The organism is Streptomyces hygroscopicus, assembly GCF_026168105.1.
GTDB classification, from domain to species: domain Bacteria; phylum Actinomycetota; class Actinomycetes; order Streptomycetales; family Streptomycetaceae; genus Streptomyces; species Streptomyces hygroscopicus_D.
Window position 1 is genome coordinate 37,246 of the sequence record NZ_LBMW01000040.1, and the last position, 16,675, is coordinate 53,920.

Below are 16,675 nucleotides of genomic sequence, written 5' to 3' on the forward strand. Positions count from 1 at the left end.
CGGGACCATCAGTCGTCCGACCGGCGTCTCCAGACCGGCCGAATCGCGTACGGCGAACACCACACCCATTCCGATCGCGGCACTTCTGCCGGGGGAGTCTCCGCGCTCCCAAGGGCCCGACCAGGAGCACGTCGCGCGGCTGGCCGAGCTCGACGCACCCCTGCCCGCCATACTCGTCCGCCGGTCCGACATGCGCGTGATCGATGGCACCCACCGTCTTCTGGCCGCCCTGGTCCGAGGGCAGGCCACCATCGACGTCGAATTCTTCGAAGGCTCCGAGGAAGACGCCTTCCTGCGCGCGGTCGAGGCGAACGTCGCGCACGGCCTGCCGTTGTCACAGGCCGACCGGCGCGCCGCCGCGTCACGGATCATCGCCTCGCATCCACACATGTCCGACCGGGCCATCGCCCGCGCGTCGGGCCTGGGAGCCAAGGCCGTGGCCTCGATCCGGCGCCGTTTAACCGACTCGATGCCGCAGTTGAACGCACGCGTGGGACGCGACGGACGCGTGCGCCCGCTCAGTAGCGCGGAGGGCCGGTGGCGAGCCGCCGAGGTCATGGCCGAGAACCCTCAGGCCTCGCTGCGCGAGGTCGCGCGAATCGCGGGAATCTCACCGGCCACGGCGAGTGATGTTCGCAAGCGCATCCAGGCGGGCGAGTTGCCCTCGACCACGCGCCCCCAGGCCGTCCAGCCCTCCGAAGTACCCGCTTCGGAGCTTGCTTCCGCACCCGCGACCGAGTCCGAGACCCGGCCCGAGGACGGGGCTTGTGTCGCCTCTGCCTCCGACGGAGCACGGCGAAGGCACGAACGAGCAGGGCAACCGGCCCAGCCCAATCCGGGCGTGGTGCTCGAAAAGCTGCTGCGGGACCCCTCGCTGCGGCTCAAGGAGGAGGGACGGCATCTCCTCCGGCTCCTCCAGCAGAACGCGGCGGCGGAGTGGGCCGACCTGACCGCCGCGGTACCGCCGCACTGCGGGCCGCTGGTCGGAAGTCTCGCCCGCCAATACGCCGCCACCTGGCTGAAGTTCGCGCAGTATCTGGATGAACGCGACCGGCCGCTCGCCCACAGGACGGTCGGCTAGCTCGACGAGGCGGTTTTCGCATTGCGTCGGCACACCGCTCCTTGCTCATGACGGGGCAATGACGAAACCCTCCTCACCGTGCACTGGGCGCTCGGACCATGGGCGCCCAGTGCTCCTTCTGCACCAGAATGTACAGCTGCGTCATCCTCTCTCGGACCTCTCGTGACGGGCTCGTACAGCACTCGAAGTCGCCGAGATCGCCGGAGCCGCGCCCGAACCCCGCTTCCCTTCGCCGTCGCGGCCGTCTCCGTACTAATCTTGGAGCCAGGTACATGCGGGCAAGGGGCCCGCCGTTGTTTGGGGGTTGGTGTGGTAGCTGGTCGGGTGATCCGGTTCGACGGCACTAGGGGTTATGGCTTTATCGCTCCCGATCACGGCGGAGAGGACGTCTTTCTCCATGTGAACGACATGCTGATACCGGAGTCCTATGTCCGTTCCGGTGTCGCGGTCGAATTCGAGATCGAGGAGGGGGACCGGGGCCCCAAGGCGTCTTCGGTACGGCTCGCCACGAACGCCGACGGCACCCCGGTGACGCCACCGGCGGCCCCCGCCACCGCGGGCCGGCAGTCGGCCCACGACGACGCCCTGTGCGATGTGCTGCGCCACGACGAGTACACCGGAGACGTGACCGAGGTGCTGCTGCAGGCGGAGCCTTCTCTGACGGGCAGTCAGATCATCGCGGTTCGCAGCGGGTTGCTGCAGTTCGCAAAGAAGCACGGCTGGGTCGAGGGCTGACGGGAACACACGCGATGAGGGGGCCCCGGGGCCGCGCCGGCACCGGGGCTCCCTCATCCGTCCCCGCGCGTGACCTCGGTTCAGGAGCCGCCCGGGCGCACCAGCCCCGTCTCGTACGCGAAGATCGCCGCCTGGGTCCGGTCACGCAGACTCTGCTTGACCAGGATCCGGCTGACATGGGTCTTGACCGTCTGCTCGGCAACCACGAGGCGTTCGGCGATCTCCGCGTTCGTCAGGCCCTGCGCGATCAGGGCCAGCACCTCTGTCTCACGCTCCGTCAAATTGCCCGCACGGCCCTTGAGGGGAGCGCGAGGCGCGTCCCTCTCCCGGGAGAATTCGGCGATCAGGCGCTTGGTGATGTTCGGTGCGAGCACGGCCTCCCCGGCCGCCACCACCCGTACCGCGTAGGCGAGTTCGGTCGCCGACGCATCCTTGAGCAGGAACCCGGAGGCGCCCGCCCGCAGCGCCTCGTACACGTACTCGTCGAGATCGAACGTCGTCAGCACGAGGACCCTGGTGGTGGCGCCGACGGGCGCGGTGATGCGGCGTGTCGCCTCGACACCCCCGAGCCGGGGCATCCGGATGTCCATCAGTACGACGTCGGGGTCGAGTTCGGCGGCCTTGGCGACGGCATCGATCCCGTCCACGGCCTGTCCGACGACCTCGATTCCGGGCTCGGCGTTGAGCAACACCGTCAGGCCCTGGCGGACCATCATCTGGTCGTCGGCGATCAGCACGCGGATGGTCGTCATGCGGTGTCCTCTACGGGGTCGGAGGGTCCGGCGGGTAACCGCAGGGGCAGCACGGCGGTCACTTCGTAGCCCCCCTCGGCAGTGGCACCGTAAGCCACGCCGCCACCGAGCGTCGCGGCGCGTTCGCGCATCCCCAGCAGCCCGTGTCCGCTGCCCGGGGACATCAGGTCGGGCAGGGCCGACGCGGTGTTGATCACGCGGATCAGGATGTCGGACGCACGGTAGTCGAGACCGACCCGAACCTCCGCACCGGGCGCGTGCCGCATCGCGTTGCTCAGTGCCTCCTGGATGATACGGAACGCCGACAGTTCGATGGCCTGCGTCAGTCGCACGGGCTCCCCGGTGGTCCGGGTCGTGACGGTGAGCCCGGCACCGCGCACGTTGTCGACCAGCTCGTCCAGCCGGTCCAGGGTGGGCTGCGGAACGTGCCGCTCGACGTCCGGTTCGGGGTGCTCGGAGCGCAGGACACCGAGCACCTGACGCAGTTCGGTGAGGGCGTCCTTGGCGTTCTGGCGGATGCTCTCCAGGTTCTCCTTCAGCTCCGCGGACGGGTCCTCGACCAGGTGCGGGGCGGCCTGTGCCTGAATGGAGATCACCGACATGTGATGGGCGACCACGTCGTGCAATTCGCGGGCGATCCGGGCGCGTTCCTCCAGCAGTGTGCGCCGGGCCCGCTCCTCGGCGGTGAGTTCCTCCTGTGCGACCAGTTGGTTACGTGCCACATCGCGGCCGTGCAGCGCGGAGCCGACCAGCGTGGCGATCGCGAGGACCGCGACGGTGAGGATGGCACAGCCTTCGTAGCCCCAGGCGAGGACGGAGAGCAGGCCCGTCGCCACACTGATCAACAGCGCCTCGACCGCGACCCGGGGCCGGGACCGCAGAGCGACCAGGAACAGCACCCATGCCTGCAGCGCGAGTTCGAGACCCGACCAGGTCGGATGTCCGCCGACAGCGGTGCCGCCGACGGCGAGCCCAGCGACCACGAGCGCCAGCTGCATCAGGATCGATGTGCACCAGGCCGGGATCGGGCGGTGGAGCGCCAGAACGGGCAGCATTGACTGGCCGACGGCGACCAGGACGCCGAGCACTCCCAACCGGTAGCCGTAGAAGTAGCGGTTCCAGTCGATGAGGAACAGGCACACTCCGAACAGGGCGGGAGGAGAAAGCTCGAGCGCCGACAGCCAGCGCGGCCGACGCCCCCGAGGGCGGGGACCGGAGTCGGCCGTCCAGAGGTCCCTGCGCAGGGTCCGCGGCACGGTCCGCACGGCCGCCGCGATCCTCTCCCCCGCCCCCGCCTCCTTCACGAGAACCACCCTAGACGCGTCGAGTCAGCTCCGACGGCGCGGGACGCCCCTGACGTACCACGCGGCCCACGCGGCCGCCGCCGCGCGCCCCTCCGTGCTCGTACGTCCGGAACGCGGCCCAGCAGATCAGGAGCGCGACGGCGAACACGGGCAGCCAGGCCAGCCTCGCGAACACCCAGACCGCGCTGTCGGGCACGGTGTGCAGCCCGGGCAGGGGCCTGCCGGCAAGCAGCCCGAGCGCCGTGACCGCCATCATCGCCGTCTGGTGCCACAGGAATATGGTCATCGCGGAGAGGTTGACCAGCGCCACCGCCGCCCAGGCGGCCGGCCGTGCGAGGACCCGCCGCAGCGGGCCGAGCAGCAGCAGTGCCGCGCCGCACTGGGCGAGACCGAAGGTGACGGAGGCCAGGTTGGGCGGGTCGAGGTTGGATATCTGCTGGCCCGGCACGCCGACCATGGACGCGGGGTAGCCGGCCCAGAGGATGAGCCCGGTGGTGACGGCGGCGCCGCCCAGCAGCAGGGTCCAGCCGGTCGCGCGGTTGTGCAGGCCCTCGCGGGCCCAGGCCGCACCCAGGCAGTACGGGACCAGCCAGCCGGCCGCCACATTGACGTTGCTGAGCCAGTCGGGCCCGTGCAGTCCGAACCGGATGAGGTCGATGTGCAGCACGACTGCGAGCGGCCACAGCGGATGCAACTTCGCCACCAGCGGCGTCGCCGCGGTCAGGCCCGCAAAGACCAGCAGGAACCACAGCGGGGACAGTACCCGCTTGCACAGGGTGTACAAGGTCACCCAGTCGACCCCCGCCGCGAGCATCACGACCACCGCGACGGTCCACACCAGAAGCAGGACGGCGGCCGGCCGGAACAGCCGCGCAATGCGGGTACCGAGCCACCGCGGATAGGTCGTGCCTTGGGCGCGGGCGACGGCGTAACTCTTCGCGCCCACCTGCCCGCCCACCAGGAAGAAGACCGCGAGGGTCTGGAACACCCAGGAGATCGGCGTGAGTTGCGGCATGTACTGGAGCGGGCTGGCGCCGTGCAGGGTGCCGCTGTCGGTGACCAGGGCGGTCACCAGCCAGTGGCCGAGCACCACGCCGAGGATGGCGAGGCCGCGCAGGGCGTCGACGGCACGGTCGCGGTCGGGAGGGGTCGCGGCGTCGATCCGACGGACGATGTCACGCATGAGAGGCCTCCGGATTCTGGCCGTTCACGATCCGCGCGATGTTCCTGAGCGGCTCGGAGCCTGGCTTCAGGTAGTCGCTGTGGGTACCGACACCCGCCGCGAAGACCCTGGCGCCGAACTCGCGCGAGACCGGGTCGGTTCCGAATCCGACGGTGACGAAGGGCAGTCGGAGCCTGGTGTGCGGGACGTTCGCGACCCAGTCGCCGCTGCTCCGGGCCGCCCAGACGGTGGCCCTGGTGTGCAGCGCGGCGACGTTGTCGTAACCGGTGCCGGGGCTGCCGTACAGGACGATGTCCGCGATCCTCAACCCGGAGGCGGCATGGGCGCAGACGACGGTGCCGTAGGAGTGGCAGACGAGGGAAGTGCGGGCCGTGGGCCTGAGCTCGCCCAACGCGGCAAGAAACACGCGGAGTTCGGATGCGGCGACCTCGGCCCGGCCCGAGGTCGCCGCCGGCACGCTCACCGTGACCGGGGTCCGGTATCCGAGCCAGGCCACGACGGCGGTCCGGTCGCCCAGCTGACCCAGCAGTGCGAGGGCACCCTTCCGTAACCGCCAGTAGTTGTCGACGCTGATGCCCGCGCCGGGGACCAGCACGGCCAGCCGCTCGGCCCGGGAGAGGTTGCCGAAGACCTCGACGCTGCGGCCCCCGTTCCGGCCGTCGAAGGAGAGGAAGTGACGTGCCGGGCCGGCCATGATGCGCAGTGCGTCCGCCCGCTTCCTGTCGCCGTGGTCCTCGGCCATCCGTGCGGCAGCCCTCATGTCGGCCCGGGTCGCCGCGTACCGCTCGGTCAGGGCTGCCGGAGTGGCGGTGCGCAACGGGCCCCTGACGGTCGGCGCGGACGCCGGTACGTCAGCCGGCGTGGCCGCGCCCGATATCGGCACGGCCACCGAAGCGGTGACAAAGGCGGCGAGCAGCGCTCGGCGCAGGCGGCTCGTGCGGGGGTGGGGCGCCATGGCCAGCGGGAGTCCTTCCGTACCCGAGGTGTGTCGTACTTCCGGCACCGAAGTTACGGATGGCGCACGGTCATCGGCGTCCAGCCGGGGATCGAACCGTCCGGGTAGCTCTGAAGTACTACGGGTAGGAGGCGGGCCGGTCGGCACCGATCCCCTCGTACATCGGCAGGATGACGCGTTCAGGCCCAGTGCGAGCTTTCGTCCGGCTGTATCGGCCGTCTAAGGTCCCGACGGGCCGGGCAACCGACGGGATGGAGCCTGCCGTTATGCACACCGCATTGGTGATCGGTACGGGACTGATGGGCACCTCGGCGGCGTTGGCTCTGCGAGCGCGCGGCGTGAGCGTGCACCTTCGGGACGTGGACTCGGGAGCGGTACGGACGGCGGCGGCGCTGGGTGCCGGAACGGCGCAACCACCGGGCGCAGTTGTGGATCTGGCGATCGTGGCGATACCACCGCCGCTGGTCGGCAGGGTGCTGGCGGACGCACAGGCGGAGGGCGTGGCGCGGCATTACACCGATGTGGCGAGCGTCAAGGCGGAGCCGCAGCATGACGTGATCGCCCTCGGCTGCGACACCTCCCGTTACATAGGCGGTCATCCGATGGCCGGTGCGTCGCGCAGCGGCCCGCTGACGGCCCGGGCCGATCTGTTCGAGGGGCGTACCTGGGCGCTCACCCCCACGGCGGACACCGACACCGAGACACTCAACATGGCCTTGGAGCTGGTGGCCTTGTGCGGCGCGGTGCCGGTGGTGATGCAGGCCGCCGCGCACGACCGGGCGGTGGCGCTGGTCTCCCATGCGCCCCATGTCGTCGCGAGCCTGGTGGCCATGCGCCTGGAGAACGCCGGGGAGCGCGCGGTGAGCCTGGCCGGGCCGGGCCTGAGGGACCTCACCCGAATCGCGGAGGCCGACTCCCGGCTGTGGCTGGACATCCTGAGCGCCAACGCGGGAATGGTGGCCGACCTGCTCGAGGAACTGGGCGCCGACCTGGAGCGGATGGTCGCGGGGCTCCGCTCGATCGCCACGACGGACGAGGCCAAGCGCCGCAGTGGCGCCGAGACCGTCGAGAACATGCTGCGCAAGGGGCAGCGGGGGCGTGCGCGGATCTCCGGCAAACACGGGACCCGGCCCGAGCGGTTCGAGGCGGTGACCGTCATGATCGGAGATCAGCCGGGCGAGCTGGCGCGGCTGTTCAAGGACGCCGACCGGGCGGGCGTCAATGTCGAGGACATCCGCATCGAGCACGCCACCGGCCAGCCCGCCGGCCTGGCCCACATCAGCGTCGCCCCCGGCCGGGCTGCGCCCCTGAGCGAAGCTCTTCAGGCACAGGGCTGGCGGCAGCGCTGACCGGTGTCACACCCGTCGATCCGGCGGAACATCGGTCCGTCGGCAAGGGTCCACTGTTCTGTTAATTTGGGTGATATGAGGTGAATGGGGGGATCACTTCGACGGCACACCGATCCCCCGGATCCGTCACCCCCGGAGAACGCCGTGCTCGACATCGCCACCGACCTGCACCGCTGGGCGGAGGAAGGTCGGGACTTCGCCGTGGCGACGGTCGTCGCGGTCGGCGGCAGTGCACCACGGCCGCCGGGCGCGGCCATGGCCGTGGACACCGACGGCAGGGCGATCGGCTCGGTCTCCGGCGGGTGCGTGGAGGGTGCGGTGTACGAGCTGTGCCGGCAGGCGCTCCAGGACGGCGGCACCGTACGGGAGCGCTTCGGCTACAGCGACGAGGACGCCTTCGCCGTCGGTCTGACCTGCGGCGGAGTCATCGACGTCCTCGTCACCCCGGTGCACGCCGACCGACCCGACCGCCAGGTCCTCGTAGCCGCTCTGGCGGCTGCCGCGGACGGATCCACGGCAGCCCTGGCCCGTGTCGCCGACGGGCCGCCCGAGCTGCTCGGCCGGGCGTTGCTCGTACGCCCGGACGGGCCACCCGAAGGTTCCCTCGGCGGTCGCCCTGAGCTGGACCGCACCGCGGCGGCCGAGACCCGCGCACTGCTGGAGGCGGGCCGCACGGGCAGCATCACCGTCGGCGCGGACGGCTCGCTGTGCGGGCAGCCGGTCACCCTGCTCGTGGAGTCCAGCGTCCCGCCGCCGCGCATGATCGTGTTCGGCGCGGTCGACTTCGCCGCCGCGCTGGTGCGGGTCGGGAAGTTCCTCGGCTACCACGTCACCGTGTGCGACGCCCGGCCGGCGTTCGCCACGGTCACCCGCTTCCCGGAGGCCGACGAGGTCGTCGTCGGCTGGCCGCACCGCTATCTGGAGTCCACGGAGGTCGACGGCCGCACGGTGCTGTGCGTCCTCACCCACGACGCCAAGTTCGACGTCCCGCTCCTCGCGCGCGCCCTCCGGCTCCCCGTCGCCTACGTCGGCGCCATGGGCTCCCGCCGCACCCATGAGGGCCGTGTCCGAAAACTGCGTCAGGCCGGTGTCACCGAGCCGGAACTCGGTCGCCTCCACTCCCCCATCGGACTCGACCTCGGCGGGCGCACCCCGGAGGAAACCGCCCTGTCCATCGGCGCCGAGATCGTCGCCACCGTTCATGGCGGCAGCGGCGCACGTCTGACCGGCGCCTCCAGCACGATCCACCACGACCCGCCCGGCCCCGGGCCTGTGGCCGCGCACTGACTCACGGCAACCAGGACGGGGCATGTCAGGCCGTCAGAGACGGGCCCTCACCACCTCGATCACCTCGGCGGCACGTTCGGTGAGATAGAAATGCCCCCCGGAAAAGACCCTGAGGTCGAAGTCGCCCGTGGTGTGCTGCTTCCAGGCCCGCGCCTCGTCGAGGGAGGTACGCGGATCGGCGTCGCCCGTGAGCACGGTGACCGGGCTCGCGATCGTCGCGCCGGGTTCGGCCCGGTAGTTCTCGATGGCGGTGTAGTCACTGCGGAGGGCGGGCAGCACCATGCGCAGCAGTTCGTCATCGACCAGAAGCCGGGGCTCGGTACCGTTCAGCCTGCGCATCTCGGCGATGATGCCGTCGTCGTCGCGCAGGTGCACGCTGTCGGGCCGGTGGGTGCAGGGCGCGCGGCGTCCTGAGGCGAACACACGCACCGGCTCCTGGCCGTCCCGCTCGAAGCGGCGGGCGACCTCGAAGGCCAGGACGGCGCCCATGCTGTGCCCGAAGAACGCCAACGGCCGGTCGGCACAGGGGCGCAGGGCCTCGTATGCCTGATCCGCGAGGTCGGCGATGTCCTCGATGCCCTTCTCGGTGTGGCGGTCCTGCCGGCCCGGATACTGCACGGCGGCCACCTCGGCCACTCCGTCGAGGGCCGCCGAGAACGGGAAGTAGAAGTTCGCCGAGCCGCCGGCGTGGGGGAAGCACACCAGGCGGGTGGGTGCTGTCGGTGCGGGGTGGTAGCGGCGCACCCACAGATCGGTCGAAGAGGCCGTTGTCACGATGTGATCCATCCCTGATCGGGGGCTTTTCCACGGTCCCTGATGTCGTGCTCGTTCATCAGGGAGCGAGCCAGCCCCTGGCCCGGACCAGTTCGACGACGCATCCGCGGATCTGCTTGATCTGGGCGGCGGTCAGCGTGTCGACCGACTCGACCAGCACTTCGGTCAGTTCGGAGCGGAACTGTGCGGCGCCCGGGGCGCTGCCCTCGGCTCCGGCGGACTCGCCGGGCGTGCCCGCCGCCGCCTGGCCCGGCACGGCCGGGCGGCCGGGGATCCGGTTCGTGGACGGCTGGTAGACGAGACGGATCTGCGAGGCCTTCGGGCCCTTCTCGCCCATCTCCCTGAAGAACTCGACTTCGCTTCCCTCTTGATACAGGTACTTCTCGTCGAGCAGATCGTTCGCGTGCATGAAGACGTCCTCGCCCGGTTCCAAGGGAGCGATGAAGCCGTAACCACGCACCTCGTCAAAACGCAGCACTTTGCCTGTCATCAACACAGCTGACGCACCTCTCACAACACAGCAACCACAAACCGAGGCGCTGCCCCACGGCGCGCCTCGACAGCGAACCTACCGAGCTCCACCGAATTCCGCGAGGTCCTGCCGCGTGTCACGACTGTGCGGGTGCCGCCTTGCGGAGGGCCGCGATACAGGTGCCGACGGCCGCCTGGAGCTCCTCCAGGCGCTGGAGCATGTCGTCCTCGTAGAGGTCGTCGAGATCGTCCACGTCCTCGAACGTCAGCTCTTCGAAGACCTTCGTCGCCCGCTGCAGGCTGCTGTAGAGCTTCGTACGGCGCTCCCGCAGGCGCAGTTCGGGGTCGGCCTCGACGGCCTGGACGACGAGTTCCTTCACCGTGTCGTAGGCCTCCGAGGCCCACTGCCCGGCGTCTTCACCGTCGTCGAGCTCGTCGATGAGGGACAGATGGCGTTCGGCCTCCTCGCGCAGCCCGACGGGTGCGTCGATCGTCTGCCCGGCCGGGGTCCTGACCTGCCCGTTCTCGACGATCTGCCGCACATAGCCGATACGGTCCGCCGCCCGGGTCTCGCCGGCCACGGCCTTCTTCAGCTCGTCGGTACGGGCGATGTCACGGGCCAGCTCCGTCTGCAGGACCGGGTCCTCCCTGAGCCGGTCGAGGAGCGCGGCCCGCGCGGCCCGGGCGGTGGCGGGGTCGGCGAGGATGGCGGCCCGCAGCGCGGTGGGGTTCTCGGCGACCTCCAGTGCCTTGGTGGGCCGGATGCCCTCGGCCTCGGCCGCCGCCGCGATGGCGGTGCCGCGCTCCGAGGCGGCGCCGGAACGGGAGGTGTAGTACGAGAGCCACGCGTCGGAGTCCGGCAGTTCGATCTCCTGGCCCGGGACGAGGATCTCGAAGTGCGGGACGAGTCCGTCGTCGGCGGCCTTGTCCCACGCCTTGTAGTAGCGCATGACCCGCTCCGGTGAGCACCCCGCCAGCTCGGCGAACCTCTTGGCGGAGATCTTCGGGGTCTCCCCCGCCGACTGCCCGCCGGGCCGTACGCTGCGCGCCACCTTCAGGGCGAAGGCCCAGCCACCGGTGCGCGCGTACACGCCGAACTCACGGGCGTCACGGGCGACCACCTCGGCCACCTCGAGCGCCGCGGCCATGTCCGGTGCCTCGGTCACGTCCCGCGCCCCGGTGACGTCGGGCCCTGCCGTGGACGGTTCCGTCCCGCCGGCCGCTCCGGGCTCGACCCAGAACCCTTCGTTGGCGGAAGCCGTCTCGATGGCGGACATGCCGTCGGCCGACGTTCCGGCTGCGGGCTTCTCCTCGCCGGGCGAACCGGCCGCATCGGCCGGGACGAACGCTACGGTCACGGGTACTCTCCGGGGCACTCGGGCTGTGGGAACCGAAGCGAGCAGCCTATATGAACCGTTGCTACGGCTTTGCGCCCCTGTCGGGTACGAGCCGGCCCTCACTCCCCCGCCGCGAGGTCCAACCCGGCGATGTACCCGAAGGTCATCGCCGGACCGATCGTCGAGCCCGCGCCCGCGTAACTGTGGCCCATGACCGCGGCGCTGGCGTTACCGGCCGCGTAAAGACCGGTGATCACCGAGCCGTCGGGGCGCAGCACGCGCGCCCGGGCGTCGGTGCGCATTCCGCCCTTGGTGCCGAGGTCACCCGGGACGATCCTGAAAGCGTAGTAGGGGGGCAGCCACAGGGGTGCAAGACAGGAGTTCGGTGTGACCGCGGGGTCCGTGTAGTAGTGGTCGTACACGCTGTCTCCGCGGTGGAAATCGGGGTCCTTGCCGCCGAGGGCAAGGGAGTTGAAGCGGCCGACGGTGGCGCGCAGCGCCGCGGCGGGCACGCCGATCTGCCCGGCAAGGGCATCCAGGGTCCAGGCCTTGTGTGCGGCGCCGGAGTCGTACCAGGCATCGGGGAGGGGCAGGACGGGCGCGACGTCCCTGAAGAGGTACCGGTTGCGGTAGTTCTGGTCGACGATCAGCCAGGCGGGGATGTCCGGGTCGGTGGTGTTCCGGTCGTACATGGTGTGCACGACATCGCTGTACGGCGCGGCCTCGTTGACGAACCGGGCGCCGGAGGCGTTCACCAACAGACCGCCGGGCAGGGTGCGTTCGGCGAGGCAGAAGTAGGGCTGCCCGGGCAGCGGAATCGCCGGGCCCCACCAGGCGTCGTCCATCAGATCGAGCGCGGCACCGGCCCGCTCGCCCGCCCGGATGCCGTCGCCGGTGTTCTCCTGGGCACCCACCGTCCACTCGGTGCCTACCGGCTGCCGCTGGTACCGCTCGCGCATGGAGGCGTTGTGCTCGAAGCCGCCGGAGCCGACGACGACCCCGCGCCGTGCCCGGATCAGACCCGGTGTGCCGTCGCGGGTCACCACCGCCCCCGTGACCGCTCCGCCTTCGATGTACAGGTCGGTGAGCGGGGTGTTCAGCCATACGGGCACATTGGCGGCGAGCAGCCCCGCGCGCAGGCCCCCGGCCAGCGACTGCCCCATGGTGAGGGGCTTTTGGCCCAGCAGCGCGGCTTTGGTGCCACGGGCAAGGCATGCGGTGGCGACTGCGGCTCCCCTGGCGCTGACGGCAGCCAGGGTGAGCCACTTGTAGTCGGCGCTGAAGACGACCATGCCGGCCGGGACGGGCATGTACGGCGGGTTGAGGTGGGCGAGTTCGGCGCCGAGGATGGTGCCGTCGAACTGGTCGGGTTCGATCGAGCGGCCGTTCGGCAGTCCGCCGGGCAGTTCGGGATAGTAGTCGCTGTACCCCTCCATCCAGCGGAAGCGCAGCGGGCTGTGCGCCATCACGAACGAGATCATGTCGGGCCCGCGGTCGAGGAAGGCCTGCTGTCGTTCGGCGGAGACGTCCGGGCCCACGACCGCCGCGAGGTAGGCGGCGGCCTTCGCCGGGGTGTCCGGGACACCCGCGGCGAGGATGACGGAGTTGTTGGGGATCCAGATGCCCGCGCCGGAGCGAGCCGCCGAGCCGCCGAAGGTGGCCGCCTTCTCCACGACGACGCAGCTCAGCCCCTGGTGCGCGGATGTCAGCGCGGCGGTCATGCCCGCGGCGCCGGAGCCGGTCACCACGACGTCGTACGTGCCGAGCGGGGGCAGGTCGGCCGCCCGTGCCGCACCGACGGCCCCCGGCAGCCCGGACGCGAGGGCGAGTCCGGCACCGGCGGCGCCGAGTACCTGTCGGCGCGACGGGACGGCCGTCGCGGGGAGTGCGGTACGTCTCGCGGGGTCCGTGCTTGGGGGCATGGCAGATCGCTCCGGTGACGAGGGGCGGTACGGCGGTGAGGCGGTGCGGTGCTCCGCGAGTGTTCCCGGCGCTGTGCGGTGCTCCCGGAGACAGCCCACTCCTGATGCAGCGTCAGGGAATGTCGCGCGGGGGTCTTGTGAAGTCAAGGGGTGTGGTCATGGCTGCCAGGTGACTCCGCGGGGAGGACGTCCGGCGTGGAATACGCCGCGTCGGCCGCCCGTTGGGCACAGCTGTGATCAAGTGATCCACGGGCAGGCACGGCATGGAAAGCGAAAGGATCCCACGGATGGGCGACGTTACGAGCACGGACGCCACGGTCTCCCTCAAGGAGACCGTCGGGAGGTACGGCATCTGGAGTGTCGGACTGCGTTCGGAGGACCCGGCCAGGCAGAGCGAACTGGCGGAGGCCGTGGCCGAACTGGAGGAACTCGGGTTCGGCGCGGCATGGTTGGGCCGCAGCAGCCATGTACGCCACGCCGTGCCTCTCCTCGAGGCGACCTCGCGCCTCGTGGTGGCGACGGGCATCCAGAGCATCTGGCAGTACGAGGCGGCCGACACCGCCGCGCACTTCGCCGAAGTGGACAAGTCGCACCCCGGGCGCTTCCTGCTCGGTCTGGGGGTGAGCCACGCCAAACTGGCGGAACAGTACCGCCGCCCGTACTCCGCGATGGTCGCCCATCTGGACGCCCTGGACGCCGCCGGGGTGCCCGCCGTGCGCCGCGTCCTGGCCGCGCTCGGGCCGAAGATGCTGGAGCTGTCCCGCGACCGCGCCGCCGGCGCGCACCCGTACCTGGTCACGCCCGAACACTCCGCCCGGGCCCGCGAGATCCTGGGTCCGTCACCGCTGCTCGCGCCGGAGGCGATGGTCGTCCTGGACCGCGACCCGGACAGCGCCCGGACCAAGGCCCGCGGCAGCCTCGCCCTCTATCTGCAGCTGCCGAACTACACGAAGGCCCTCGCCCAGTTCGGCTTCACCGAGGGCGACTTCGCCGACGGGGGCAGCGACCGCCTGGTCGACGCGCTGTTCGCCTGGGGCGACGACGACCGGATCCGGGAACGCCTCGAGGCCTTCCACACGGCGGGGGCGGACCACGTGGCCGTCCAGGTGGTCGGCGACGGGGACCCTGACGAGCTTCCCCGGGCCGCCTGGCGCCGCCTGGCGGAGTTGCTGCGCTGACGGCCTGGGTGCCGGGCGTACCGCGCGCCGGTTGAACCTGCCTGGCCCTGTCGATGTCAGTACCCCGTCCTAGTGTGGGAGTCGGCACAGGATCCGCGACCACCGATGGGAGCCTCCATGACGACCCTGCCGAACCGACCGCACACCGCGCTGCTCGTCATAGACGTCCAGAACGGCGTGGTGGCGGGCTCCCACAACCGGGACAGCGTGATCGCGAACATCAACACGCTGGTCGGCAGGGCCCGCACCGAGGACGTGCCCGTGGTCTGGGTGCAGCACTCGAGCGACGAGCTCAAACCGGACAGCGAGAGCTGGCAGTACGTGCCGGACCTGGTGCGCCTGGACGCCGAGCCGCTGGTCCCCAAGCGCTACTTCGACTCGTTCGAGGACACCGGGCTGGAGGCGGTGCTCGCCGAACGCGGGGTGGGCCGGCTCGTCGTCACGGGCGCCCAGACCGATGCGTGCATCCGCGCGACCCTGCACGGGGCCTTCGTGCGGGGATACGACGTGACGCTGGTGGGCGACGCGCACACGACGGAGGACCTCAGCGAGTACGGCGCGCCGGCTCCTCAGCAGGTCATCGCCCACACGAATCTGTACTGGAGGTGGCAGACCGCGCCCGGGCGCCGTGCGGGGACCGTCGACACGGAGGAGGTGACCTTCGCGGCACCCGACGCGGACTGAGCCACAGCGAGGGCCTCACCAGGCCCTTCCGCAGCGGGCACGGCATGCGAAAAGGGCCCTCCAGGCTGTTGCCTGCGAAGACCCTTCACACCGTCGGGACGACAGGATTTGAACCTGCGACCCCTTGACCCCCAGTCAAGTGCGCTACCAAGCTGCGCCACGTCCCGGTGCGCTTTGCCGCGGTGATCCGCGTGATCGCGCGGACAGAACTCTACCCCACACCCGTGGCTGCCCCGAAGCGGGCGGGGGCGCGCGACAATCGGGGTATGAGCGAGGCATCTGGAAGCAGGTCGGGCGGGGGGCGCGACCGGGACGCGGAGGGACGGGCCCGCAGCACGCGGCCACGGGACGGGCTGGGGCGGCCGCTGCCGTACGGCTCGGAGGGCGTGGCGCGCCAGCCGGAGGGAGTCGTACGCACCCCGGAGGACACCGTCGCCGAGGCGCAGGTGCTGTTGGACGCCGGGAAGCCGTTTCACGCGCACGAGGTCTTCGAGGACGCCTGGAAGTCGGGGCCCGGCGAGGAGCGCGCCCTGTGGCGCGGGCTCGCCCAGCTCGCTGTCGGCCTCACGCACGCGGCCCGCGGCAACAGGACCGGCGGCGCCCGGCTGCTGCGGCGCGGCGGCGGGGCCGTCGAGGAGTGGGCGGCCGGGGCGGGACAGGCCCGGCCGTACGGCATCGAGATTGCGGAACTGGCCTCGTGGGCACGGGAGTTGGCCACGGTCGTGGAGGGGGAGGCGACCGCGGTCGACGCGCGGGAGTGGGCTCCGCGGCTGCGCGGGTAGCGGCCGGAGGGCGGGGCCCGGAGCCGGATCCGAGACGGGTCGCGGCAGGGGCGTGTGCGGGTTGTCAGGGGCGTACGGCAGACTCTGGGCGTGCGAAAGATTCATGTCATCGGCATCGGGGCGGGCGACCCCGACCACCTGACCCTGCAGGCGGTCAAGGCGCTGAAGGACACGGATGTGTTCTTCATCCTCGACAAGGGCGAGGTGAAGTCGGACCTGGTCCAGCTGCGCCGCGACATTCTCGACGCACATGTACGGGAGGGGACCTACCGCATGGTCGAGGCGCGCGACCCCGAGCGCGACCGGTCCGCGGGCGGTTCCGCCTACTCCCCCGCCGTCGGCGACTGGCGCTCGGCGCGCGCCGACATCTATGAGCGGCTGATCGCCGAGGAGCTGGGCGGGGACGAGACCGGTGCGTTCCTGGTGTGGGGCGACCCCGCGCTGTACGACAGCACGCTCGGCATCCTGGAGGAGGTCCTGGAGCGGGGCACGGTGCCGTTCTCGTACGACGTCGTGCCCGGCATCAGCAGCGTCTCGGCGCTCGTCGCCAGGCACCGCACTGGGCTCAACCGGGTCGCCCGGCCCGTCCAGATCACCACGGGCCGCCGCCTCGCGGAAGGCTTCCCCGAGGGGGTGGACGACGTGGTCGTAATGCTCGACGCGCACCAGACCTTCCGGCAGTACACGGACCAGGACATCGACATCTACTGGGGCGCGTACATCGGCACGCCGGACGAGATCCTCGCCTCCGGCCCCCTCGCCGAGACTGCCGAGCACATCGGGCGGGTGAGGGCCGAGGCGCGAGAGCGCAAGGGCTGGATCATGGACACGTATCTGCTGCGCAGGCGCCCACGGGGCGAGGGCGGCGCGACCGGATGACC

16 protein-coding genes and 1 tRNA gene are annotated in these 16,675 nt (G+C 71.1%); 8 read left to right on the top strand and 9 right to left on the bottom strand.

Annotated features, from left to right (window positions below; translation table 11 throughout):
* Positions 1–190: 190 nt before the first annotated feature.
* Both AAW14_RS29815 and AAW14_RS29820 read left to right on the top strand, forming a co-directional pair.
* The gene (locus tag AAW14_RS29815; RefSeq protein WP_265567319.1) at positions 191–1,081 is read left to right on the top strand and encodes a transcriptional regulator; all 891 of its coding nucleotides are present in this window, start codon (positions 191–193) and stop codon (positions 1,079–1,081) included.
* A 309-nt stretch (positions 1,082–1,390) separates the two neighbouring features.
* The gene (locus AAW14_RS29820) at positions 1,391–1,816 is read left to right on the top strand and encodes a cold-shock protein (RefSeq protein WP_265567321.1); all 426 of its coding nucleotides are present in this window, start codon (positions 1,391–1,393) and stop codon (positions 1,814–1,816) included.
* 80 nt (positions 1,817–1,896) lie between these two features.
* Here AAW14_RS29820 and AAW14_RS29825 read toward each other — a convergent pair whose 3' ends face one another.
* The 4 genes from AAW14_RS29825 to AAW14_RS29840 are packed head-to-tail and all read right to left on the bottom strand — an operon-like array spanning position 1,897 to position 6,010.
* Complete coding sequence (locus tag AAW14_RS29825; protein ID WP_265567322.1) at positions 1,897–2,568, bottom strand: response regulator; 672 nt, start codon at positions 2,566–2,568, stop codon at positions 1,897–1,899.
* Positions 2,565–3,872 (bottom strand): sensor histidine kinase, encoded by a 1,308-nt coding sequence (locus tag AAW14_RS29830; protein ID WP_265567324.1) that lies wholly within the window; start codon positions 3,870–3,872, stop codon positions 2,565–2,567. Before AAW14_RS29830 ends, AAW14_RS29825 begins: the two co-directional genes overlap by 4 nt.
* 10 nt (positions 3,873–3,882) lie before the next feature.
* Entirely contained in the window at positions 3,883–5,055 is a 1,173-nt protein-coding gene (locus AAW14_RS29835; protein WP_265567326.1) for an acyltransferase family protein, read from the bottom strand.
* Positions 5,048–6,010: an alpha/beta hydrolase gene (locus AAW14_RS29840; RefSeq protein WP_265567327.1), complete on the bottom strand. Its 963-nt coding sequence runs from the start codon at positions 6,008–6,010 to the stop codon at positions 5,048–5,050. The genes AAW14_RS29835 and AAW14_RS29840 overlap by 8 nt, the downstream gene beginning before the upstream one ends.
* A 251-nt stretch (positions 6,011–6,261) precedes the next feature.
* On the opposite strand from AAW14_RS29840, the gene AAW14_RS29845 reads away from it, so the two are divergent.
* Both AAW14_RS29845 and AAW14_RS29850 read left to right on the top strand, forming a co-directional pair.
* On the top strand, positions 6,262–7,359 hold the full coding sequence (locus AAW14_RS29845) for a prephenate dehydrogenase (RefSeq protein ID WP_265567329.1): 1,098 nt from the start codon (positions 6,262–6,264) through the stop codon (positions 7,357–7,359).
* A 144-nt stretch (positions 7,360–7,503) separates the two neighbouring features.
* Positions 7,504–8,646: an XdhC family protein gene (locus AAW14_RS29850; RefSeq protein WP_265567332.1), complete on the top strand. Its 1,143-nt coding sequence runs from the start codon at positions 7,504–7,506 to the stop codon at positions 8,644–8,646.
* A 33-nt stretch (positions 8,647–8,679) separates the two neighbouring features.
* Here AAW14_RS29850 and AAW14_RS29855 read toward each other — a convergent pair whose 3' ends face one another.
* From AAW14_RS29855 to kstD, 4 genes are all read right to left on the bottom strand, one after another.
* Positions 8,680–9,420, bottom strand: a complete 741-nt coding sequence (locus AAW14_RS29855) for a thioesterase II family protein (RefSeq protein ID WP_416223396.1) — start codon at positions 9,418–9,420, stop codon at positions 8,680–8,682.
* Positions 9,421–9,478: 58 nt separating this feature from the next.
* Positions 9,479–9,916, bottom strand: coding sequence for a cold shock domain-containing protein (locus AAW14_RS29860; protein ID WP_265567336.1), 438 nt, complete (start codon positions 9,914–9,916; stop codon positions 9,479–9,481).
* A 112-nt stretch (positions 9,917–10,028) separates the two neighbouring features.
* Positions 10,029–11,249: a hypothetical protein gene (locus AAW14_RS29865; RefSeq protein WP_265567338.1), complete on the bottom strand. Its 1,221-nt coding sequence runs from the start codon at positions 11,247–11,249 to the stop codon at positions 10,029–10,031.
* Positions 11,250–11,347: 98 nt separating this feature from the next.
* On the bottom strand, positions 11,348–13,150 hold the full coding sequence (kstD, locus tag AAW14_RS29870) for a 3-oxosteroid 1-dehydrogenase (protein WP_265567340.1): 1,803 nt from the start codon (positions 13,148–13,150) through the stop codon (positions 11,348–11,350).
* Between the two features lie 287 nt (positions 13,151–13,437).
* Here kstD and AAW14_RS29875 point away from each other — a divergent pair, with 287 nt between their 5' ends.
* Positions 13,438–14,328, top strand: a complete 891-nt coding sequence (locus tag AAW14_RS29875) for an LLM class F420-dependent oxidoreductase (protein WP_265567342.1) — start codon at positions 13,438–13,440, stop codon at positions 14,326–14,328.
* A 117-nt stretch (positions 14,329–14,445) separates the two neighbouring features.
* Entirely contained in the window at positions 14,446–15,012 is a 567-nt protein-coding gene (locus AAW14_RS29880; RefSeq protein ID WP_265567345.1) for a cysteine hydrolase family protein, read from the top strand.
* A gap of 93 nt (positions 15,013–15,105) precedes the next feature.
* Here AAW14_RS29880 and AAW14_RS29885 read toward each other — a convergent pair.
* Positions 15,106–15,179: transfer RNA gene (locus AAW14_RS29885), tRNA-Pro, on the bottom strand.
* 99 nt (positions 15,180–15,278) lie between these two features.
* Between AAW14_RS29885 and AAW14_RS29890 the strand changes: the two genes are divergently transcribed.
* Together AAW14_RS29890 and cobF are read left to right on the top strand one after the other, a co-directional pair.
* Positions 15,279–15,794: a DUF309 domain-containing protein gene (locus AAW14_RS29890; protein WP_265567347.1), complete on the top strand. Its 516-nt coding sequence runs from the start codon at positions 15,279–15,281 to the stop codon at positions 15,792–15,794.
* Between the two features lie 90 nt (positions 15,795–15,884).
* The gene (gene cobF / locus AAW14_RS29895; protein WP_265567349.1) at positions 15,885–16,673 is read left to right on the top strand and encodes a precorrin-6A synthase (deacetylating); all 789 of its coding nucleotides are present in this window, start codon (positions 15,885–15,887) and stop codon (positions 16,671–16,673) included.
* Positions 16,674–16,675 lie beyond the last annotated feature (2 nt).